Genomic DNA, 21,179 nt, shown 5'->3' with positions numbered 1-21,179 from the left:
TCAAGGCCCTGTAATATTAAAATTACAGGGCCTTATTTTTGTTCATGCATTCGAACGAATTCATAACATATAATGCTAACTGTGCGAAGTACTGAGATTCGCTTCAAACATGTTGTCGATTTCTGGTTATTGCAGTTTACACCCAGCGGCCGCCGCGGAAGACCGGCTCAATCGTGCCGTCTTCGAGCACGCCGTCAATATCGAGCTCCGCGGATCCGACCATGAAGTCCACATGGGTTAGGCTGACATTGGCTCCGCGCGCAACAAGCTCCTCCTTGCTCAGCTTGGTTCCGCCTTCAATGTTAACCGGATAGGCGCTGCCCAGCGCAAAGTGGCAGGAAGCATTCTCATCGATTCCGGTGTTGTAGAACACGCGGTTCAGCTTAGAGATCGGAGAATCATGCGGGACGAGCGCCATTTCGCCTAAATAGGAGGCCCCGTCATCCGTTTCGAGCAAGGTGGTCAGATGTTCGCGGCCAACTTCAGCATCATACTCGACCACTTTGCCGTCCTTGAAGGTCAGCTTCAAGCCTTCCACCAGACGGCCGTTCAGATTGAGCGGCATGGTGCTGGTGACCGTTCCATTGACCCCCGTGCGATGGGGCATCGTATAGATCTCTTCGGTCGGCATGTTGGCAACGAAATAGACGCCGGACTCATTCTCGTCGCCGCCGCCGAGCCAGCGATAGCCTTCCGGCATATCGATATGAAGATCCGTGCCCGGAGCGCGGTAGTGGAAGCTCTTATAGCGCTTGGCATTCATGTGGTTTTGCTTCTCCTTCAGCTGGGCGATATGCTCGCGCCATGCGGCAACCGGATTGTCGCTGTATACCCGGTTCATCCGGAATACGGCATCCCACATCGCCGGGATGCGCTCTTCCTCCGGCAGATCGGCATATACCTTATCGGCCCAGGCGCGGGTCGGCGCTTTAATCAGGGACCAGCTGATTTTGTTATTCCGGACGTAGGCCTGGTATTTCTCGTTCGCCACCGCTGCGGCTTTGACGGCAGTGGATACTTTGACGGAGTCGATGCCCCGGAACAGCTCAGGATCCGGCACCTTGATACGAAGAATCGCGCCGCCGCCTGCTGCGAGCTGCTCCATCGCATCAGCCTGCCACTGCGGATAGTACCCGAAGGAATCGGCCGGTGCATGCTCGTACCGGATTCGGGTGACCCTCTCGTCGTCCCAGTCGACCTGCACGTACTTGGCGCCGGCATCATAGGCCTTGGCAACGATAAGCCGGGTCAAGTCTGCCGTTTCAATCGGTGCGTTGACGATCAGAACCTGGCCGGGCTGTATGTTAACGCCGACCTTCACGACCAGTTCCGCGTACTTCTCCAAATTTTTCTCGAAATTGTCCATATGTAGAAGCCTCCATTTCTGATGTGCACTCTTATTCTACCACGATGCGGCGAACGCTAGCACCGTTCACATCGCAACTTATAATCATCTTGATAAAGTGTGACACTCACCTGTCATATATCCCCCTGTACACTGTCCTTAGTAAAAGTTGAAGCTTATTCGAGAAGGAGTGTATGAGAAGTGAAAAAAGAACAAACCAGCCGGCTATCCGTGGTGCTTGCCGGTCTTCTCCTCAGTATTTTGATGGCGTCGATGGACAATACGATCGTGGCTACAGCGATGGGCAATATCGTCGGTGAGCTGGGCGGGCTGGATCATTTTGTATGGGTCACCTCGGCTTACATGGTGGCAGAACTGGCCGGCATGCCGATCTTCGGCAAGCTGTCGGATATGTATGGACGCAAAAGGTTTTTTATCTTCGGGATGATCGTGTTCATGCTGGGCTCGGTCCTTTGCGGCACGGCGGGTTCGATCACGGAGCTGGCGATTTACCGGGCCGTTCAAGGCATTGGCGGCGGTGCGCTAGTGCCGATTACGTTCGCGATCATGTATGATACGGTTCCGCTTGAGAAGCGGGGCAAGCTGATGGGGCTGTTCGGTACGGTGTTTGGTTTATCCAGCATTTTCGGACCGCTTGCAGGCGCTTATATCACGGATCACATCGCTTGGCAGTGGGTCTTTTATATTAATCTGCCCCTGGGCGTTCTTGCGTTCCTCATGGTCACCGGGTTCTACCGGGAATCGCATGCCCGTTCCAAGCAGCCGATTGATTGGGCTGGCGCTGTTACCCTGCTGACGGGTGTCATCTGTTTCATGCTTGCGCTGGAGCTGGGAGGCAAGCAGCTGGCGTGGGATTCGTGGATGCTGCTAGGCTTGTTTGCGGCAGCGGCGGTAATGCTCGTGCTCTTCATATTGGCGGAGAGAAGGGCGAAGGAACCGATCATTTCATTCGGCTTGTTCAAAAATAAACTGTATTCGACCAGCGTACTATGCGGATTGTTCAGCGGGGGCTCATTTATCGTGGCATCGGTTTATATCCCGATATTTGTGCAAGGCGTGCTCGGCGGAAGCGCCACGAGCTCCGGACTCGTTCTGCTTCCGATGATGCTCGGCTCCGTCATTACCGCGACCGTTAGCGGTTTTCTGATGACCAAGGTATCTTATCGCAATATTATGATTCCGACCCTTGTACTGTTTGCGGGCGGGATGGTGCTGGCTTCCACGTTGACGGCGGAATCCGACAGATTCATCGTTACCTTGTATATGATCCTGATCGGTCTTGGCATCGGCGGCTCATTCTCGGTGCTTAGTACGGCCGTGATGCACGGTTTGTCTTATACCAAGCGCGGGATGGCAAGCTCAACCTTTAATTTTACGCGCTCCGTCGGAATGACGATTGGCATTACGGTATTTGGCCTGATCCAGAGCAGGACGTTTCAGCAGTCGCTGACAACCGGGGAAGGAACCAAGGATCTGGTGAAGGAAGGGTTATCGCTCTCGGACCCGCATGTCCTCCTTTCGCCGGATACCCGCACCCTCATCCCGACGGATCTGCTGAAGCCCATTTCGGAACAGCTCGCTTCCTCCATCGCCGCAACATTCGCCTGGGCGATCATTCCTGCCGTGCTGGCGCTGACTGCAGCGATGCTGATGGGACCGAAAAAGCTGGATGCAACAGCCGAGGTTAAAGATGAGACGGAGGTTTACCCTGGAAAGGAGAAGGGGGCTGCCGAGGATTCCGATCGAATGTTAGGAGGCCCCGTGCCTGAAGCCACACATTAACGGAACAAATATATGAGTTGACATCCATCCATTTGTTCAACTTATATATTTAACGAATACAGCTGAATGTAAACGTCTTTCAGTTATAACGAAGACTGCCCGCCGGATCTGTGATCCTGCCGGGCAGTCTTTTTTTAATATAGGGTCAGCTCTTAATTGCCCCGGCGGCAATATCGGATATAAACTGCTTGCTGATGAACAGGAACATCACGATGAGCGGGATGACCGCGAGCAGCGTACCGGCGATCACCATGGAATAGTCGGTGGTATAGATGCCGTTCAAGGAAGAGAGCGCCACCTGAAGCGTGAACTTGTTCTCATCGTTCAGGATGATGAGCGGCCACAGATAGTCGTTCCAAACCCCGATGAACGTAAAGGCAGCCAAGAATGACAATGCCGGTCTTAATATCGGGAGCGAAATATTCCAGTAGAGGCGGAAAAAGCCGCAGCCGTCGATTTTTCCGGCGTCCAGCAGCTCGGACGGCACGGACTCCTGGGCATACTGCCGAATCCAGAAAATCCCGAACGCATTGACCATGCCCGGGATGATCAGCGCTTTATAAGTTCCCACCCAGCCGAATTCCGCCATGATGACAAAGGACGGCACGAGCGACAGCTGAGCCGGAACCATCATGGTTGCGAGGAGCAGGACGAACAGCCATTTTTTGCCGGGAAAATTAAATTTTGCGAAGGTAAAGCCGGCGAGTGAATCAAAGAACAGCACCAGCAGCGTGCAAGCGGAAGCGACGAACAAGGTATTCCAGAAGGCTCCGAAAAAGTCGATGCTGCTCAGAACTCTCGCGATATTATCGTAAAGATGAGGGCCGAACCACAGTTTCGGCGGAAAGCTGTAGATTTCCGAAGTGGTGCGTGTCGCCATGACGAGAAGCCAATAGAAGGGGAAGATCGACATGATCAAACCGGCGATTAACCCGAGATGCAGCAATATGGATTTCCATTTCAGCATGAGATTCACCCCTATCATCAGTCATTGGAAGGCTTGCCTTGAACCATTCGCCAGTTCAGTATCGAGAAGAGCGCAATCAGCACGAACATTCCCCAGCCGACAGCAGCGCCATACCCGAAGTAGTTGTGCACGAATGCCTCCCGGTACAAATACAGGACGATGGTGAGCCCGCCGCCGCTGACACCGCCGTCATTGCCTACAAGCACCTGCGGTTCGGTAAAGACCTGCATGCCGCCGATCGTCGAAGTGATAACCGTAAACAGAATGATCGGCCTGAGGTTCGGGATGGTAATTTTGAAGAAGGCCTGGATTCCCGAAGCGCCGTCGATTTTTGCGGCTTCGTACAGCACGGACGGGATGCTCTGCAGCCCTGCCAAATAGATGATGGCGTTGTAGCCTACCCATCTCCAGATCACCATAACGGAGACGGCAAGCTGGATTCCCCATGTTTTGTTCAGCCACTCGACGGAAGGAATGCCAAACAGGGATAGCACGTAGTTAAGCAGACCATAATTGTTGGAGAACAGCGTTCCGAAGACGATGGCGACGGCTACGAGCGAGGTGACATTGGGAAGAAAATAGCCGATTCGAAAAAAAGTCCGAAAGCGCACAAACGCCGCGTTCAGCAGGAAAGCGATGATAAGCGCGAAGAATAGCATCGGGATCGTCGAGTAGACCCAGATCAACAGGGTGTTTCCGACTGCTTTCCAGAACTCGGGATCGGTCAGCATGAATTGATAGTTATTCAGGCCGTTAAAGGACATCTCTCCGATGCCGTCCCATTTCTGAAACGACAGGAACATCGAGAAGGCGATCGGGAACAGACCGAAGATGGCAAATACGATGAAAAAGGGCGAGATGGCCAAGTACTCCTTACGATGCTTCCATATCTCAGACGTCAACCGATGCTTGGGCCGGGGATGACTAGGAACAGCTTTTTGTTCCGGAGGAGCAGGGTGATTCAGCATGGAATTCTTCATCTTGTGTTTACCTCCCGTAATCCGATGGGATATGCGTGTCCGCGGTGCAGCCGTGGCGATTCTTTACGTATCGGAGCCATCAGCGCAGAAGCTCCTTCTTGACCCGCGCGAGCGCGTCGTTCCAGGCTTTATCCGGGTTCTTGCCTTCCAAGGCGACGGAGGAAAGCTCCCGGCTGACAATGCCGTTCAGATTGCCGTGTTTACCGCCGAAATAGGCTGGCTTGACGTTCATCGCCGAGGCGGAGAAGATTTCACCCGTCGCCTGGTTCCCGAAAAACGCCTCCGGCTTGCTCATCACAGGGGCGTCCAGCGCCTTCGTAGCGGAAGGGAACAGATTCATCTTATCGAAGGATTGAATCTGGTTCTCCGGATTTTGAATCCAGCGGATGACATCAAACGCTTCCTGCGGATATTTGCTCGTCTTCATGATCGCCAGGAAGGAGCCCCCGTTGTTGCCGTCGCCGCCCGGCGCCCGGGCAACTCTCCATTTGCCCGACGTATCCGGAGCAGCCTGCATCAGGATTTCTTTCATCCATACCGCCCCGACAAAGGAAGCGATCCGCCCGTTATTCATCGCGGCATTCCATTCGGAGGACTGGGTGCTGGCATTGGCGCTCAGCTTCATCTCAGCCGCTTTCACCGCCAAATCCCATGCCGTTTTCATGGAGGAATCGGCTGTATCCCCGATAAACGTATCATCAGGATTAAAATAGATCCGGTCCGACTGGGCGTTTACTTGGTTATAGATGTTATTGATGTTATCCAGCATTTTTACTTTATTATCAAAATGCTCCTGCAGCTTCTGCCCGGCCTCGAAATACTGATCCCAGGTCGCCAGCTGCTCATGGACCTCATCCGGATCGGATGGAAGGCCTGCCTCCTCGAACAGATCCGCACGATAGAATAGCGCTGTCGGCCCCGTGTCAATCGGAAGCGCTATCATTTCTCCTCCTGGAGTTACGCCGAGCCTCCACTTCCATTCCAGGAAGTCCTGCTCGATTTGCTGCGCTCCCAGATCATACAAGTCATAGAAGCGGTCGGAGCTTGTAAACAGCTCGGCAACCCAGTCATTAAAGGCGACAATATCCGGTCCTCCCGAACCGGCAGCGAGCGTTGTTTTGAGCTTGGATTTGAAATCGCCTCCGATTTTTTGGGCATCGATTCGGATGCCGGGAAATTGCTGCTCTGCTGCTTTGATCAGGTCGTCGTCCAGGCTTCGGTTCCAGTACCAGAGCGTAAGCGTTTTCGTTTTCTCCGTCGGTGTCGTACCGGCGCAACCGCTGATCACCATGATCAGCATGAGTAGTCCTAAGCATACCGTCCTGCGAATGTTCACGATCGTCGGCCTCCTAACGCGGTGAAGTCGTTGATGATTAAATAGTATTCAGCTACCTCGCTCATGTGAGCAAAAGTAAGGTTATTACTTATATAAATAGTAGACGAACCCTTGAAACATTCCATATGGAGACATAAATCGAATTGATTTAGAGAAGATAAAGGAGTCCATGAAGCAGGTGAAACGTTATGCTAATCCGCAAGACGCAGCAACCCTTAAACGTTTGATTATAGGGTGAGCTGCTGCGGCGAAGGTTCATTAGACTGCATTTCTATTGCTCCTGCTTGGCAAGTTTGTTATATTCCTTCTACATAGAGCAACAGCGCATGAGCGATTGCTGGTTGTGTGTTTCGAGTTACTTTTTCTAGGGGGCTAGAACTATGGCGACTATTGCGGTTATATCCGACATTCATGGCAACATTCCTGCACTTCGGGCCGTTCTGAACGATATGGACCGGCGGGGAGTGGACCGGATCTTCTGTCTCGGCGACCTCGTCGGCAAAGGCCCGGACGGGGATATAGCGGTCGATCTGATACGGAGCCGTTGCGATCGGGTGATTAAGGGCAACTGGGACGACTTTATCGGGAATGAAACGGACAATCCGGTGCTGCAATGGCATCAGAACAAGCTGGGGGCCGAGCGGCTCGAGTACTTAAGCAGACTTGCGTGCACCATTGAATTCAAAATGAGCGGCAAACGGATCCGGCTGTTTCATGCCTCCCCTCGAAGTGTATATGAGCGGATACAACCCTGGGACGATAAGGGGAAGCAGTTATCGATGTTTGAGGCCTCGGATTTGTGTGAAACCCGGGAAGAGTCCGACGTCGCCGGTTATGGTGACATCCACAACGCGTTTATTCACCACCTGGATGGGAAGATCCTGTTTAATACCGGCAGCGTCGGCAACCCACTTGAGCTATGCGAAGCCTCCTATTGTATTATGGAAGGAGAGCTTGGGAGCGAAGACCGTGCTCCGTTAAACATTCAGTTCATACGTGTTCCGTATGATATAGAACAGGCAGTGCAGGATGCGCTGCAATCGGGCATGCCTTCCCCGGAAGGGTATATTATTGAGCTTCGAACCGGTCGTTATCAGGGCCGCAAATCTTAAGGCGAGCGAATCGAAAAAATACAAGCAGCCCCGCACCGATTTTCGCGATGATGCAAAAATCCGGTGCGGGGCTGTTTCAGGCTTTTCTATTATGATTGATTGTCGGATTGCTGACTGGCGCTTGGCTGTTGCTGCTGATTGAATGCTTCGGTAACTTCCTCTTCGGAAATCCCGGTTTCAAAATCACCCGGAACCGGCATTTTGTTCAGCTCCGTACGCTGTACTTCGGCTTTAGTCGGCTGATTGCCATTGTGGTTTGTTTCGCTCATTGTGGCACCTCCTTTATCGTGGACAAATGTAGGATTCCAATGCTGGGATGAAATTATACCAAAATTACCACATGTTTCTTACCCTTACCGAATCACGACCCGGGGACATTAACGAAAAATGTACTTGGGGTAGGTTGAAACCGCTTTGATCATCATTTCAGGCGCTGTTCTTTTCGTAAGTAGCGAAGAACATTCGTAATTTCATATTGGATGCAGAATTCAAGCTCAACGGGCAGCGGTTTATCTGCTATCATAGGAGTATTCTTAGCTTTTGCAGGCGTACGTAAGGCAGTACATATGGAATGGAGTAATGAGAAGATGAGCAAGTCCTACTCGATGCACCCGCTCGGGGATGCTGCCGTTCTTGTCCAGTTAGGCGATGGGATCACCGATGCGGTCCATCAGCGGGTCGTTGACTTTACGCAGCGGGTGGAACGGAATCCTTTTCGGGGGTTTATAGAGTGCGTGCCTTCCTTTACCACCTTAAGCATTTATTACGACCCCTTGACGGTTCAGAAACCGGATGATTCGAGTTCCACATTCGACTATGTGTGCTCCTTGCTGCAAGAACGATTTAAAGCGGATGAAGAAAATGGGAAGCAACGTTCCATCCAGGAGGTAGTGGATATTCCAGTCTGTTATGGCGGTGATTATGGACCGGATCTGGAGATCGTGGCGGAGCATAACGGAATAACGGCCGATGAGGTCATCCGTCTGCATTCGGGGCAGGATTACTTGGTTTATGTGATCGGGTTCGCGCCCGGTTTTCCTTATATCGGCGGTGTTCCAGAGCGTATTGCCGCTCCCCGAAAACAGACGCCCAGACCGCGTATCCCGGCTGGCTCTGTTGGGATCGCGGGCACGCAAACGGGCATTTACCCGATCGAAACGCCGGGAGGCTGGCAAATTATCGGCCGTACCCCGCTCGCCCTGTTTAGGCCAGACCGGCAGCCTCCGACTTTGCTGCAGTGCGGGCAGTACATTCGTTTTCGGCCGATTGACCGGCGGAATATGATCGACTAAGGGAAGTGATGCTATGCGATTAACCGTCTTGAAGCCGGGGCTGCTGGTTACCGTTCAAGATCTTGGAAGGTTTGGCTATGGCAAGTACGGAGTCATTACGTCCGGTGCTATGGACAAGGAGTCCCATCGTGTCGCCAACTGGCTCGTAGGCAATCCGGACGAAGCGGCTGCGCTCGAAATCACGTGGTCCGGATTCTCGCTGCGGATGGAGGAGGACGGATGGATTGCCGTTACGGGCGGGGATTTGTCGCCGCGGATCGAGGATACGCCTGTACCGATGTGGCGACCGGTTTATGTCCGGAGGGATAGTGTCCTCACGTTTCAACAAGTCCGTTTCGGATGCCGCGCATATCTCGCCGTGTCGGGAGGGCTTAACGTCCCGAAGGTTATGGACAGCCGCAGCACCTATTTGCGGGCCGGCATCGGCGGATGGGAGGGACGACCGCTTCATGCAGGCGACCGTTTGTCCACATACCCGTCACGGCTTTCGCACCGATCGGTTGACCGTTCTACAATAACAGGCGCATTCTATGCGCCGCGATGGTTTGCGCTGCCGGGGAAGATTCCGGCAACCGGGCAGGAGGTAACTGTCCGGGCCATGCCGGGGCGCCAATATGAGGATTTTGACGAAGTCAGCCGGCATGGCTTCTTCCATCAACCGTTCCGGATCCGTCCCGAATCCGACCGGATGGGGTACCGATTGAAAGGCCCCGATCTGCGGCTGACTAAGGCTAAGGAATATGTGTCGGAAGCCGTTGCTTTGGGCACGATTCAGGTGCCTGCAGACGGCCAGCCGATTATCCTCATGGCGGACCGGCAGACGCTCGGAGGCTATCCGAAAATCGCGCAGATCGCTTCGGTCGATATCCCGCTGGTCGCGCAGCTCCAGCCAGGAGGAACCTTGCGCTTCAGGGAGATTACGCTCCGTGAGGCAGAACGTCTGCGGGACGAACGGGAGCGCGAGCTAGCCATCGTCCGTGAGATGATCAAGCGAAAAATAGAGGGAGTGGTTCCATGATCCAAGTGGATCTTAACTGCGATATGGGAGAAAGCTTCGGCACCTACCGGCTTGGATCGGATAGCGAGCTGCTGAAATGCATCACCTCGGCCAATATCGCCTGCGGATTTCATGCCGGCGATCCTTCGGTCATGCGTCTTACCGTACGCCAAGCGATCGCGCACGGAACGTCGATCGGTGCGCATCCGGGCCTGCCAGATCTGGTCGGCTTCGGAAGAAGAAGAATGGACATTACGCCGGATGAGGCATACGATATGGTTTCGTATCAGATGGGGGCCTTGATGGCTATCACGCTTCAAGAGGGTGGAAAGCTTCATCATGTGAAGCCCCATGGTGCTTTGTATAATATGGCGGCTGTTTCACGCCCCCTGGCCGAGGCTATAGCTTGCGCCGTCCATCGAATCGATCCGGGGCTAATCCTATACGGGCTCGCCGGCAGCGAGCTGGTGGATGCCGGCAAGCGGACGGGGCTTCGAACGGCAAGCGAAGTATTTGCCGACCGCACCTATCAGGATGACGGAACATTGACGCCGCGGAGCCTTCCCGGCGCCCTCATTACGGATGAGGAGCAATCGGTCCGGCAAGTCCTCCGGATGGTCAAGGAGGGCGTGGTCATGTCGCAGTCCGGCAAGATCATTCCGATCGTCGCCGATACGATATGCATTCACGGCGACAGTCCGCATGCGCCGGTATTCGCACGTACCCTGCGTACCCGGCTTGAATCGGAAGGGGTGCGAGTGCAGTCGATCCTTTAAATAAGGCTTCCAACACCTCAATACAGGTATACCGTAGATCATACGCCATTCAATCATGAAGAACTCGTGAGATAATATACATTATGGATTACAGGAGTATATGACCAATGAAAAAAATACTGATTTCAGGCTTCGAGCCCTTTGGCGGAAGCGCCATTAACCCGACGGAAAGATTGATTAACGATATCAAAAACGAAAGTTTCGCGGATGCGGAAATCCGAACGGTCCTGCTGCCGGTTCATTATGACGAGTGCGCCGAGCTCCTGCTGAAGGAGGTCCGTACATTTGAACCGGACGCAGTTATCGCTTGCGGGGTGGCGGGAGGAAGAACCGCGGTTACCCCTGAACGGATCGCGATAAATACCAAGGATGTGCCGCCCGAATCCGTGATCGCGGACAACCGGGGGGCGAGGCCGCAGGATGAGCCGATCGATCCGGAGGGCCCGGACGGTCTGTTTGCGACCCTTCCGATCCGTGCAATGGTGAATCGGATGAAGGAAGCTGGAATTCCAGCAGCCGTATCCAATACGGCAGGCACTTATATTTGTAATAACACCATGTATGCGGTGCTGAACGAGATCCGGAAGCGGCGGCTGCCAATCCTCGCCGGCTTCGTTCATTTTCCGGCATCGACGGAGATGGCCTTGGAGAAGCCGGGGCTGCCGACGCTGTCCCATGATACGATGCTTCGAGCGCTTAAAGTCATTGTTCGAACGACGATCGATGAGCTGACGGAATAACCGTAAGCTTTTCTGAACCGGCTTGGGTTGTTGTCTTGGGGGGATGGAAATGGATGCATTAAATTTGCCTGGTGTGTAAAATTAATTAAAGCGGAGGCTATAAACTTATGATTTACCGAAGAAAAAAGTACATGGTTGACGCAAGTATCGCAGCGGCGTTTAATGAGCATTTTAACAGCACTCTATTACCGACGCAATTAAAGTATGGCGCAAGATTAGTTGGAAGATGGATGGCCCCGAATAAGGAAGGAAATGTGGAGATTTTTGCTATATGGCAATATGACAGTCTCGAAGCTTACGAAGAAATAGAGAATAATGTTAGAAGTGATAACGAGCACGTTGAACGTGTACAGAAGTGGTTTGAAGAAATGGGAGGCAGAGAGAATCTAAAAAAGGCGTTTTATTTCATTGACGAAGATTTTATCGAATCAACGGTTCCAGTCGAAAATACAATCCTTTCAGCAAAATAAAGAGATTGCTCAGCTCATAAAAACTGTATTAGTCAATAAAGGACCATCCTTTAATCGGCATTGTTTGATGGTCCTTTTTTACGTTCAAACTTAATTCGAAGGCTCCCGGATCATCGGCTTAGGAAGTTTACAATGAATGAAAGTTTGTTTGGTTAAGATGGAAGGAGGGGATGCTGCGCTCGTACTACCCTGCCGGTTAACTTAATGCGTCTTCAATAACAGGGATGCAAGGAGAGAGGAAAGGATCGCGCTGCTCCTTCAGCTGCCCGCGCGCAAGCACCAACACCCGAAATTCGTTGTCCTCACCTTCCTGATTCTCGTCATCCCTGGAATACAGCAGTCCGTATGATCCAGGGGCAATCTCCCCGATATAACGGTACAATGACAAGATTTCATCGGCTTCTGGACCTTTCCCCTTCGTAAACCCTCCAACATGCAGATAGTAACATCCGCATGCGGCATTGAGAGACAGCAGGCCGCTTCCCCAAGCATATTCCGTAATCTTTAATTGTATTTTCGGAATGATCGCTTCCAGTTGTTCCTGCTCGGCTTTCGAAGCTGTCACTTGAATGGTAATCCAGCCATGAAATTCATACATTGCTTCTCACCTCGCATCGTTTTCCTATATATTTACACCCACCTTCTTAATGTCGAAACATATTTCTCGCGGTACGCATGAGGGAAAGCAGATCGGCTCAAATAGGCAGGAAGGGATACAAATCCTACAGGAATAGAAAAGGCTCCTTCGAAGGTCCGGTAACGTGATCCGGTTATTCGAGGAGCCTTGTTCAATGCTCTAGGTGCGGGCATTGCCCGATCAAGCACTTGTCCTAATGAAGCGTAATAGCCCTATGGGGCGTTATTTCAACCTTACGATAAGGGCGTTGCTGATCTGACGGCCGGGTGCGGTAAGATAAGAGCCGTTGTAATACAGCCCGCTGGATGCGCCGCCATCCAGATTCATCGCCTGGTAGGCTCCGGCCTGCCTCATGATTTCCGCCAATTGGGGAATGGTTGCCCCTCCTGTTGTCAGCAAAATAAGCTTATGATCCTTCGTGATCCCAAGTGCGCTTCGTGCGCCTCCACCCGTTAGAATCTTCGGATCTTTAAAGCCTTCCTTCTTGACGTTCAGCGAAACTTTGCCGTCCTTCACCAGCCGGGGGCCCGCTTGAAGAGCCCCTTTCATTTGTCCTTGCTCATATTCCGATTTGAAGTCCAGACCCGGAATCATCTGGGTCAGATTATTACGGTCGTAGGTAAAGATCGTCCGGTTATCGCCTGGTGCCTTGTGCAGAATGGCGCCGTTATGTACGAGATAGCCGTAAGGCGCTTTATAAGCACCGGCGGTATAGGCATCGAAGTAGGTTCCGTTGATGGCGGCAACCGCTTGATTCCGTTTCGCAAGGCTGCGCAAATCCTCGACTTTGCCGGGTTTATTGCCGGCAAGGGCTACGCCAAGCTCCACCTTCGGATGCAGAAGGGAGACGGTTACCACCTGGGCGCTGAAGCTTCGGGAACCAACCTTGAATGTTTTCTTCGCCGAAGTGACCGGCTTCAATGTATTCGAAACGAGCTTGCCCGACATCACCGGCAGTGTATTCGAAGCAGATGTTGCTCCGTCTTTGATCTGCAAGGCTGTACGGTTAGGCTCCCACTTCAACGCAAGGCCTAATTGCTGAGCGGTAAACTGAAGCGGTACATATGTGATGCCGTTCTCGGAGAACGGGGCTGCCTTGATCTGCGTTTTTTTGCCGTCAATGTACGCGGTCCTGCTCCCCAAGTAAAGGGTAAGCTGCTTATTGTCTTTTGTTATGCGAAGCTTCTTTTCGGCAGCTGTGTAGGACACTTGAATGCCCTCAAAGGTCTTAAGGAGGGACACTGGGATAAAGGACTGGTTGTTCTTGTCAACATAGGCAAGCATTTTCGGAGCGGAAGCCGCGTTCAATGGGGTCACCACCATAAGCATGGCGAGGATGACGAGTAAGAGGATTCTTTTCATGGTTCTTTCTAAACTCCTTTTCTCTATGTCTGTTTCGGTTGGCTTGAGCTCAACTCGGCTGCATGTGTGCCAATACTATATCGGCTTACCGGGATGAAACCATTAGGACCATAAACGGGTTCCTTCGCCCGATTTGTAAAAAATGGCCAATAAAATGTTGACACGGAACCACATCTCTTGTATGGTTAATTACATGAGTAACTAACCGAAGATGTAATGAAGTCTGAACACGAAAGCGGTGAGGTAATGGCGTTTCAAATTGATGACAGCAGACCGATATTCATGCAAATTGCGGACAAAATTGAAGATGACATCATAGAGGAACGATTGCCTGAGGAGACGCAGGTTCCATCTACGAATCAGTTTGCGGCCTTTTACCAGATCAATCCGGCCACAGCGGCCAAGGGCGTCAATCTGCTGGTCGATCAAGGGATTTTGTATAAGAAACGGGGGATTGGCATGTTTGTAGCAGCGGGAGCACGTGAACAGCTCATCGAGAAGCGCAAGACGGAGTTTTATGAGCAGTACGTTGTGGCTATGGTGAAGGAAGCCGAGAAGCTTGGGATTACGAAAGATCAATTATCGGAAATGATCCGCAGAGGGGAGCAAGACTGATGAGCCAAACCGTCATCGAAGTCAACAATTTGAGCAAGGTATACAAGGATTTTACGGCCGTCGATAATGTCAGCTTTAGGATCGAGGCGAATAAGATCTACGGATTGCTGGGGAGAAACGGCGCCGGGAAAACAACCATCATGCAGATGATTACGGCACAGCAGTTCTCAACCAAAGGGGAGATCCGCGTATTTGGCGAGCATCCTTATGAAAATAACAAGGTGATTCAGCAGATATGCTTTATCAGGGAGAGTCAGAAATATCCGGATTTAGTTACCGTCCGGGATGTCATGGGGATTGCCTCCGACGTATACCCGAACTGGGACGCGGAATACGCCAAAGCGCTGATCGAAATTTTCCGTCTGCCGATGAAGCGCCTTGTGAAGAGATTGTCGCGCGGCATGCTGTCAGCGGTCGGGATCATCGTAGGACTCGCCAGCCGAGCGCCCATTACGGTGTTCGACGAGCCTTATCTTGGCCTCGACGCCGTTGCAAGAGAGCTTTTCTATGATCAGCTGATCGAAGATTACACCAGCCATCCGCGTACCATTATTCTGTCCACACATTTGATAGATGAAGTCAGCAGGCTGCTGGAGCATATCATTCTTATCGATGAAGGAAAAATATTGCTGGATTCGGATACCGATGAACTCCGCGGACGGACCTGCAATGTGATTGGGCATCAATCTACGGTTGAATCCTTTATTCAAGGCAGAAAAGTCATTCATACGGAATCGCTCGGATCAACGGTTTCGGCTACGGTGATGGGCAAGACCGAAGCAGAGGTGAAGCAAGAAGCAGCACAAGCAGGACTGGAAACGGTACCCGTATCCTTGCAGCAATTAATCGTTCATTTAACGAGAAACGGAAAGGTGGCGAGCCGCTAATGAGAGGGATATCCAGCGTTATTAACATTCATTTAAGACATAAACTTACGTGGTTTTATTTGCCTTGGATGATCATGGCCTTCAGTTTCTTGGTCAATTTGCTGATCGGTGTATTGATTAATGGAGAGACGTTGTATACGGGCGGTTTGGGTACCATCTATATATTCATGTTCGTTACCTCATTGACCACAGCGATTCAGTTGTTCCCCTTCACCACGGGGTTTAGCATACGCAGAACGGACTTTTTCATAGGGACCCTTACCTTTATAACCTTGATCAGTATCTTCAACTCGGCACTTCTTGTGGTGCTATCCCATATTGAAGTATGGACCGGGGCATGGGGAGATCATATGCGCTTCTTCAATTTACCGTATCTGAATGATGGATCATGGCTTATCCAATTCGTTGTGAATGTCATCTTAATGTTATGGTTTTCCATGTTGGGGCTGGGCATCGGAGCGTTTTTCTTAAGATTCAGAGGGATCCGAACGTTTATCATGCTTGCAGCCGTTACGATCATCATCTCGGGTCTCAGCTTGATTGCGATGCGATACGAATGGTGGGGGCCGATCTTTAAATGGTTTGCTAGTCATTCTGCTCTCGACTTGACGCTATGGATGATTCCGATTGTGCTTATCCTTGCACTGTGCTCTCGCCAGTGTCTGCGCAGATCAACGGTGTAATTGCCAGAAGATGCAACAGGGAGGTGCACCAAGATCATTGGATCTTGGGGGTGCCTCTCTTTTTTTTGTGTGAAAAAGCGTTCTTCGTACAAATGACCTGCCTTGGTTCGTCGTCCGGGCTTCGGGTTATAGCAGCGTACAGCATCCATCATTACGCCGCTCACAGAGTGAGGCAGGGCTGCCTGCGGCAAATGAAAAGACGCCCGATCACTCGGACGTCTTTTGCTTGCGCTTTGCTTTGTGCAGTTCTTTTGCTCCCGCAAGCGTTGTTCCCGGTGGAAACGAGAGGAGCGGGTGCTTGGACGCGCCGATGTGCTGGGAGGTGTAGATGCCGGAGTGCCCGGAGAACAAGTAGCTTATGACGCAGGCCAAGAGCATATACACGGCGCCTTCTCCTCCAAACAGCTCGATTCCCATGATAAAACAAGCAATCGGGGTGTTGGTTGCCCCGCAGAATACAGCAATAAAACCTAATGCGGCCAGGAAAGGGGCGTACAATCCGAGCCATCCCGATAACGCATTGCCCAGCGTTGCCCCAATGGCAAACAGCGGCGTTACCTCGCCACCCTGAAACCCTGCTCCAAGCGTCAGCGAGGTAAAGAGGATTTTACCAAGAAAGGCGAATGGCGAAACTTCCCCAGCGAAGGATTCTTCGATCAGGGGGAGGCCAAGTCCCAAGTAATCGCGTGTGCCAAGCAGATAAACCAGCCCAATGAGGATGACGCCTCCCATTGCGCTTTTGACCATAGGATTGCGGAAAACGTGGCTGTACCATTTTTTCAGAGCATGGGTAAGCTCGCTGAATAGCCGGCTTACGAGTCCGAAGAGGATCGAAGCTGCAACGACTTTCATCAGGACGATAAAGCTCAGAGGGGGAATCTCCCCGATCAGATAATGCGCATGGCCGACACCCCAGAGGGAAGTGGCGGTTAAGTTGCCGACCAGGCTGGCGATGAAGGCAGGAATTAACGCCTGGTGCGAGATGAGGCCAATGGCTAGGACTTCGAGACCAAACAGCGTTCCGGCGAGCGGTGTGCCGAAGATGGAGCCGAAGCCGCCGCTAATTCCGCAGATAAGCAGGATCTTTCGATCAAGCGATGTCACGCGAATGAGCTTGCCGAACCACTCCGATAAGCTTCCCCCCATTTGGACGGCTGTGCCTTCACGTCCGGCGGAGCCTCCGAACAGATGCGTAACCAGCGTCCCGAAGAGGACCAGCGGCGCCATCCGCAGCGGGATGGATTCTGTGCCGCCATGGATCTGTTCCAGGATAAGATTATTTCCCTTCGCACTGCTCTTGCCGAACCTTTCGTAGAGGAAGCTGACCACAACGCCTCCCAGGGGAAGGAGGAACAGCAGCCAAGGGTTTCCTATTCGAAGGTTCGTTACATAGTCAAGGCTATAAAGAAAGAAGGCAGAGGCACTGCCTGTCATCATGCCGACGATGCTGCCAAGCACGATCCATTTGATCAAATAACCTGTCAGCAGGGCGTATGGCGGCCAATTCTCGTTAGGTTCAACCCATTTCTTCATCAAATCCGTTCACCCGTTTCTGTTTATTCGCCGCTAACCCCTGGATACACAAAACAGACTCCTACCAGGAAAGCGACCTCTGGTAGGAGTCATTAGCCTCGAAAAGCGGTTATGGCGAACTCCATCGCCTCATTCAATTTGCATTCATTGTAATGGAACAGAGGTTTGCGTGTCAATAGGACAACCCGCTATGAAGCAGGTATACGATACTTGAGATTACTCAGCATGGTTTGGAGCATCGATGGATTGGGGCATGGATTTTTTTCAGGAGGAGAAATTCAACATGTCCATGGACGAAGAATATGCCATATTTTATCATTGTAAATGATAATGAGAATCAATATCACAGGATCGAGGAGAGAATGATGTCATCAAACACGTCCAAGCCAAGACTTTCAGATGCTGAGATTCATGTCCACGTCAAAGGGCGTCCATGGGCTGCGACCCTGATTATCACGGGAGGCGCGGCTGCACTGATGCTTGGCATAGCGTTATCCATATCGCTTGGAGCGGCCGAGATTGATCTGCGAAGTGTATGGGAAGCTGTGTTCTTCTTTGATCCCAGCTTGACGGAGCATCAGATTATCCAGGAGCTGCGCATGCCGAGAGTTCTCGGCGGGGCCATGGTGGGCGCTTGTTTCGCCGTATCGGGAGCCATTATGCAAGGGATGACCCGGAATCCGCTCGCCGATTCGGGCCTGCTTGGATTAAATGCGGGGGCGGGGTTCGTGATCGCGATTTGCTTTGCGTTTTTTCCGGGGCTGCCGTATATGTATCTGATTCTGCTCTCATTCGTTGGGGCTGCCTTGGGTGCGATGCTCGTGTATGGAGTCAGTTCCATGTCCAAAGGAGGGCTGACACCGGTTCGGCTCGTTCTGGCCGGTGCTGCGCTTAGCGCGCTCTTAAGTGCTCTTAGCGAAGGCATCGCATTGTATTTTCGGGTCGGGCAGGATATGGCGTTTTGGTATGCCGGCGGTACGGCAGGGATTCAGTGGAATCATCTGAAGATCATGCTGCCTTGGATAGCCGCTGCTATATTGGGTGCGATTGCCTTATCGCGCTCAATTACGATGCTTAGCCTTGGGGATGATGTAGCACGTGGACTGGGTCAGCGAACGGGGCTCGTCAAGCTGGGCGGGACGGCGATCGTGTTAGTGCTGGCAGGGGCCGCCGTCTCGGTTGTCGGCGCGGTGGGCTTTGTCGGTCTCTTGATTCCGCATGTCACGCGCAAGCTGGTCGGCGTGGATTACCGGCTCATCATTCCCTGCTCGGCCGTGCTGGGAAGCCTGCTGGTCGTCATTGCCGATCTCGCCGCCAGAATGGTGAACCCTCCTTATGAAACGCCAGTTGGCGCGATCATTGCCTTGATCGGGGTCCCTTTCTTCCTCTATCTGGCACGCAAAGAAAGGAGGGAGCTGTAGATGGAAGCCGTCACAAATGCCATCCAAACGCAAAAAAGCAGGAGACGGAACATCATCACCTTGTCTGTTCTGGGTGCATTGATTGTCCTGGTGTTTCTAATCAGCATGAACACCGGCGTGATTCGGCTATCCCCCGTTGAGGTCGTAACGACATTGTTTGGCGGCGGAACCGATAAGCAGAATTTGGTGCTGTTTGATTTCCGGTTGCCTCGCATCGTCATTTCACTGCTTATTGGCGCGGGTTTAGCGGTATCCGGCTGCGTGATGCAGGGAATATCCCGCAACGCGCTTGCCGATCCGGGTATCCTGGGGATCAATGCGGGAGCCGGGTTGATGGTCATGCTGTTCATCTCATTTTTTCCGAACACGACAGCGGCTCCGATTTATCTGCTGCCGGTTTTAGCTTTGATTGGAGCCGGCTTGACCGCGGCCTTGATCTGCGTGCTTGCTTATAAGAAAAACCAGGGCTTTAAGCCGACAGGCCTTCTATTGACGGGAATTGCCGTCGCAGCCGGCATAAGTGCGGCAATGATCGTGCTTACACTGCGATTGAGTCCGGAGAAATACCAGTTTGTTGCCGTCTGGCTTGCGGGCAGTATCTGGGGGTCGAGCTGGAAGTTCGTGCTGGCCTTGCTCCCATGGATCCTTGTGCTTCTGCCCTTCGTGATGTACAAAGCGCAGGTGATGAACGTTCTTAATCTTGGAGAATCGATGGCGGCCGGACTGGGTGCATCCGTAACGAAGGAGCAATTGAAGCTGCTGGCAGCGGCGGTCGGCTTGGCGGCCTCCTGCGTCGCGGTGAGCGGAGGGATTGGGTTCGTCGGGCTTATTGCTCCCCACCTGGGCAGACGCTTGGTCGGTGCGAAGCATCAAATGCTGCTGCCGGTAACAGCGATGATCGGTGCATTGCTGGTCATCACAGCCGACACGCTGAGCCGCTCGATCCTTCAACCGTCTGAGATCCCGACAGGGATCGTGGTTGCGGTGATCGGTGCGCCATATTTCCTGTACCTGTTATCCAGGACGAGAGCTTAGCAGCCCGGATGCAAGGGATCTTTAGGAGTTCTTGTGAAGGGAGAGGGTCTTGCCACGAGGATCTGATCGCATCGCATGGAATATACAGCCGATTGCATCGAGCTCAATTCGGTGCATGCCCCAGCCATACACTACTAAATCAGGAGGAGACAAATATGCTCACATCGAAGTATCGGGTCATACTCACAATGCTCATCTTATGTTCGTTCTTGATCTCCGCATGCGGCGGAAAGGGAAATCCGACCGGCAACGCGGGTACTACGGGTGAAATAGCCGCAAGCGGGGACAAGCCCCAGACGAAAGTCTCAGTGCAGCCTGCGACTAGAAAGGTGGATACCATACACGGGGAAATCAAATATCCGGCAGAACCGAAGCGAATTGTTGTCGATGCCTATCTGCCAACCCTGCTGCTGCTCGGAGAGAAGCCGGTAGGCGCGACGGCCAAGGATCTGGAGAATGTCCATATCCAAGACATGATCGATGGTATCGAGAGTACCGGCGAAAACGCAACGGAAAAAATCCTGGAACTGAACCCCGACCTGATCATCAGCGCCAATTCCGATCCGGAGGTGTTCGAGAAGCTGTCCAAAATTGCGCCCACAATCATTCTTCCTTATGAAACCTATCGAAGCGTGCACGAAGAAGTGGAGGGGCTGGGTGCAATCCTGGGCAAGGAAGAGGAGGCAAAGGAATGGCTGGCTGAGTTTGACGAGAAAATAGAAGCGCTGCGAGCGAAGGTGAACGGCGTAGTGGAGGAAGGAGAAACCTTTTCGATCTTTGGCGCTTTCGGCAAGACCTTCTACCTTTATGGCGACGGCATTTATCGCGGAGGATTGGCGATTTACAAGGAGCTCAAGCTTACCCCTCCGGAACGAATCCAACAAGAACTGATTGCCACTGGTGAGACCTACAAAGAAGTGTCCATGGAGGTTCTGAAAGATTATGCAGGAGATTATATCTTTTTTGACGAGTCCAATGGTGCCGAGATGGATAAGAGCAATAGGGTATGGACTTCGATCGAAGCCGTAAGCCATGGGCGCGTGTTTTATCTGGATGCCAAACGATTCTGGCCGTATGATCCGATGGCCGTCTTGGCACAGGCCGAAGAAGTGACGAATATGATCGTCAGCCAAAAAGAGAAGGAGAACGCGAAATAATCGATCGTTCACGAGTGGCAAGAGCAGATTC

Annotated in this window: 21 protein-coding genes and 1 riboswitch; of the genes, 13 read left to right on the top strand and 8 right to left on the bottom strand. The window is 52.3% G+C overall.

The window, feature by feature from the left end; translation table 11 throughout:
• Positions 1-136 precede the first annotated feature (136 nt).
• Positions 137-1,366, bottom strand: coding sequence for an aminopeptidase (locus NST08_RS17085; RefSeq protein WP_341342041.1), 1,230 nt, complete (start codon positions 1,364-1,366; stop codon positions 137-139).
• 180 nt (positions 1,367-1,546) lie between these two features.
• On the opposite strand from NST08_RS17085, the gene NST08_RS17080 reads away from it, so the two are divergent.
• Positions 1,547-3,148, top strand: a complete 1,602-nt coding sequence (locus NST08_RS17080; RefSeq protein ID WP_341342040.1) for an MDR family MFS transporter — start codon at positions 1,547-1,549, stop codon at positions 3,146-3,148.
• A gap of 145 nt (positions 3,149-3,293) precedes the next feature.
• Here NST08_RS17080 and NST08_RS17075 read toward each other — a convergent pair whose 3' ends face one another.
• From NST08_RS17075 to NST08_RS17065, 3 genes are all read right to left on the bottom strand, one after another.
• Positions 3,294-4,115: a carbohydrate ABC transporter permease gene (locus NST08_RS17075; protein WP_040738704.1), complete on the bottom strand. Its 822-nt coding sequence runs from the start codon at positions 4,113-4,115 to the stop codon at positions 3,294-3,296.
• Between the two features lie 17 nt (positions 4,116-4,132).
• Complete coding sequence (locus NST08_RS17070) at positions 4,133-5,095, bottom strand: carbohydrate ABC transporter permease (RefSeq protein ID WP_251537564.1); 963 nt, start codon at positions 5,093-5,095, stop codon at positions 4,133-4,135.
• Between the two features lie 79 nt (positions 5,096-5,174).
• On the bottom strand, positions 5,175-6,431 hold the full coding sequence (locus tag NST08_RS17065) for an extracellular solute-binding protein (RefSeq protein ID WP_028407151.1): 1,257 nt from the start codon (positions 6,429-6,431) through the stop codon (positions 5,175-5,177).
• Positions 6,432-6,811: 380 nt separating this feature from the next.
• Here NST08_RS17065 and NST08_RS17060 point away from each other — a divergent pair, with 380 nt between their 5' ends.
• Complete coding sequence (locus tag NST08_RS17060) at positions 6,812-7,543, top strand: metallophosphoesterase family protein (RefSeq protein ID WP_007130276.1); 732 nt, start codon at positions 6,812-6,814, stop codon at positions 7,541-7,543.
• 89 nt (positions 7,544-7,632) lie between these two features.
• Here the strand turns inward: NST08_RS17060 and NST08_RS17055 are convergent, their stop codons facing one another.
• Positions 7,633-7,812, bottom strand: coding sequence for a hypothetical protein (locus tag NST08_RS17055; RefSeq protein WP_341342039.1), 180 nt, complete (start codon positions 7,810-7,812; stop codon positions 7,633-7,635).
• A 318-nt stretch (positions 7,813-8,130) separates the two neighbouring features.
• Between NST08_RS17055 and pxpB the strand changes: the two genes are divergently transcribed.
• From pxpB to NST08_RS17030, 5 genes are all read left to right on the top strand, one after another.
• Positions 8,131-8,835 (top strand): 5-oxoprolinase subunit PxpB, encoded by a 705-nt coding sequence (gene pxpB, locus NST08_RS17050; protein ID WP_210095205.1) that lies wholly within the window; start codon positions 8,131-8,133, stop codon positions 8,833-8,835.
• 13 nt (positions 8,836-8,848) lie between these two features.
• Positions 8,849-9,853: a 5-oxoprolinase subunit C family protein gene (locus NST08_RS17045; RefSeq protein WP_341342038.1), complete on the top strand. Its 1,005-nt coding sequence runs from the start codon at positions 8,849-8,851 to the stop codon at positions 9,851-9,853.
• Positions 9,850-10,608: a LamB/YcsF family protein gene (locus NST08_RS17040; RefSeq protein WP_007130272.1), complete on the top strand. Its 759-nt coding sequence runs from the start codon at positions 9,850-9,852 to the stop codon at positions 10,606-10,608. Before NST08_RS17045 ends, NST08_RS17040 begins: the two co-directional genes overlap by 4 nt.
• A 107-nt stretch (positions 10,609-10,715) precedes the next feature.
• Positions 10,716-11,348 (top strand): pyroglutamyl-peptidase I, encoded by a 633-nt coding sequence (gene pcp, locus NST08_RS17035; RefSeq protein ID WP_341342037.1) that lies wholly within the window; start codon positions 10,716-10,718, stop codon positions 11,346-11,348.
• Positions 11,349-11,455: 107 nt separating this feature from the next.
• Positions 11,456-11,818 carry an NIPSNAP family protein gene (locus NST08_RS17030; protein ID WP_341342036.1) on the top strand — a complete coding sequence of 121 codons (363 nt, stop codon included), beginning with the start codon at positions 11,456-11,458 and terminating at the stop codon, positions 11,816-11,818.
• A 196-nt stretch (positions 11,819-12,014) separates the two neighbouring features.
• On the opposite strand, the gene NST08_RS17025 is transcribed toward NST08_RS17030, so the two are convergent.
• A complete protein-coding gene (locus NST08_RS17025; protein ID WP_028407147.1) occupies positions 12,015-12,416 on the bottom strand; it encodes an Imm7 family immunity protein in 402 nt (133 codons plus the stop codon).
• 261 nt (positions 12,417-12,677) lie between these two features.
• The gene (locus NST08_RS17020; protein ID WP_007130268.1) at positions 12,678-13,817 is read right to left on the bottom strand and encodes a phosphodiester glycosidase family protein; all 1,140 of its coding nucleotides are present in this window, start codon (positions 13,815-13,817) and stop codon (positions 12,678-12,680) included.
• 246 nt (positions 13,818-14,063) lie between these two features.
• Between NST08_RS17020 and NST08_RS17015 the strand changes: the two genes are divergently transcribed.
• From NST08_RS17015 to NST08_RS17005, 3 genes are read left to right on the top strand one after another with little or no spacing between them, the layout of a single operon-like run.
• Positions 14,064-14,432 carry a GntR family transcriptional regulator gene (locus NST08_RS17015; RefSeq protein WP_028407145.1) on the top strand — a complete coding sequence of 123 codons (369 nt, stop codon included), beginning with the start codon at positions 14,064-14,066 and terminating at the stop codon, positions 14,430-14,432.
• Positions 14,432-15,319 (top strand): ABC transporter ATP-binding protein, encoded by an 888-nt coding sequence (locus tag NST08_RS17010; protein WP_341033161.1) that lies wholly within the window; start codon positions 14,432-14,434, stop codon positions 15,317-15,319. Before NST08_RS17015 ends, NST08_RS17010 begins: the two co-directional genes overlap by 1 nt.
• Positions 15,319-16,002 carry a hypothetical protein gene (locus NST08_RS17005; RefSeq protein WP_007130265.1) on the top strand — a complete coding sequence of 228 codons (684 nt, stop codon included), beginning with the start codon at positions 15,319-15,321 and terminating at the stop codon, positions 16,000-16,002. Before NST08_RS17010 ends, NST08_RS17005 begins: the two co-directional genes overlap by 1 nt.
• 207 nt (positions 16,003-16,209) lie before the next feature.
• On the opposite strand, the gene NST08_RS17000 is transcribed toward NST08_RS17005, so the two are convergent.
• The gene (locus NST08_RS17000; RefSeq protein ID WP_007130264.1) at positions 16,210-17,535 is read right to left on the bottom strand and encodes a voltage-gated chloride channel family protein; all 1,326 of its coding nucleotides are present in this window, start codon (positions 17,533-17,535) and stop codon (positions 16,210-16,212) included.
• Between the two features lie 76 nt (positions 17,536-17,611).
• Positions 17,612-17,673: riboswitch (Fluoride riboswitch) on the bottom strand.
• Between the two features lie 227 nt (positions 17,674-17,900).
• On the opposite strand from NST08_RS17000, the gene NST08_RS16995 reads away from it, so the two are divergent.
• From NST08_RS16995 to NST08_RS16985, 3 genes are all read left to right on the top strand, one after another.
• Entirely contained in the window at positions 17,901-18,956 is a 1,056-nt protein-coding gene (locus tag NST08_RS16995) for a FecCD family ABC transporter permease (RefSeq protein ID WP_341035024.1), read from the top strand.
• Positions 18,957-19,991: a FecCD family ABC transporter permease gene (locus tag NST08_RS16990; RefSeq protein ID WP_341033162.1), complete on the top strand. Its 1,035-nt coding sequence runs from the start codon at positions 18,957-18,959 to the stop codon at positions 19,989-19,991.
• Between the two features lie 155 nt (positions 19,992-20,146).
• A complete protein-coding gene (locus tag NST08_RS16985; protein ID WP_341033163.1) occupies positions 20,147-21,148 on the top strand; it encodes an ABC transporter substrate-binding protein in 1,002 nt (333 codons plus the stop codon).
• The last annotated feature ends 31 nt before the right edge of the window (positions 21,149-21,179 follow it).

Origin of the sequence: Paenibacillus sp. FSL K6-1566 (assembly GCF_038050475.1) — a bacterium.
In the GTDB taxonomy this organism is placed as follows: domain Bacteria; phylum Bacillota; class Bacilli; order Paenibacillales; family Paenibacillaceae; genus Paenibacillus_AQ; species Paenibacillus_AQ lactis.
This window is presented reverse-complemented; position numbering and strand designations above follow the sequence as displayed.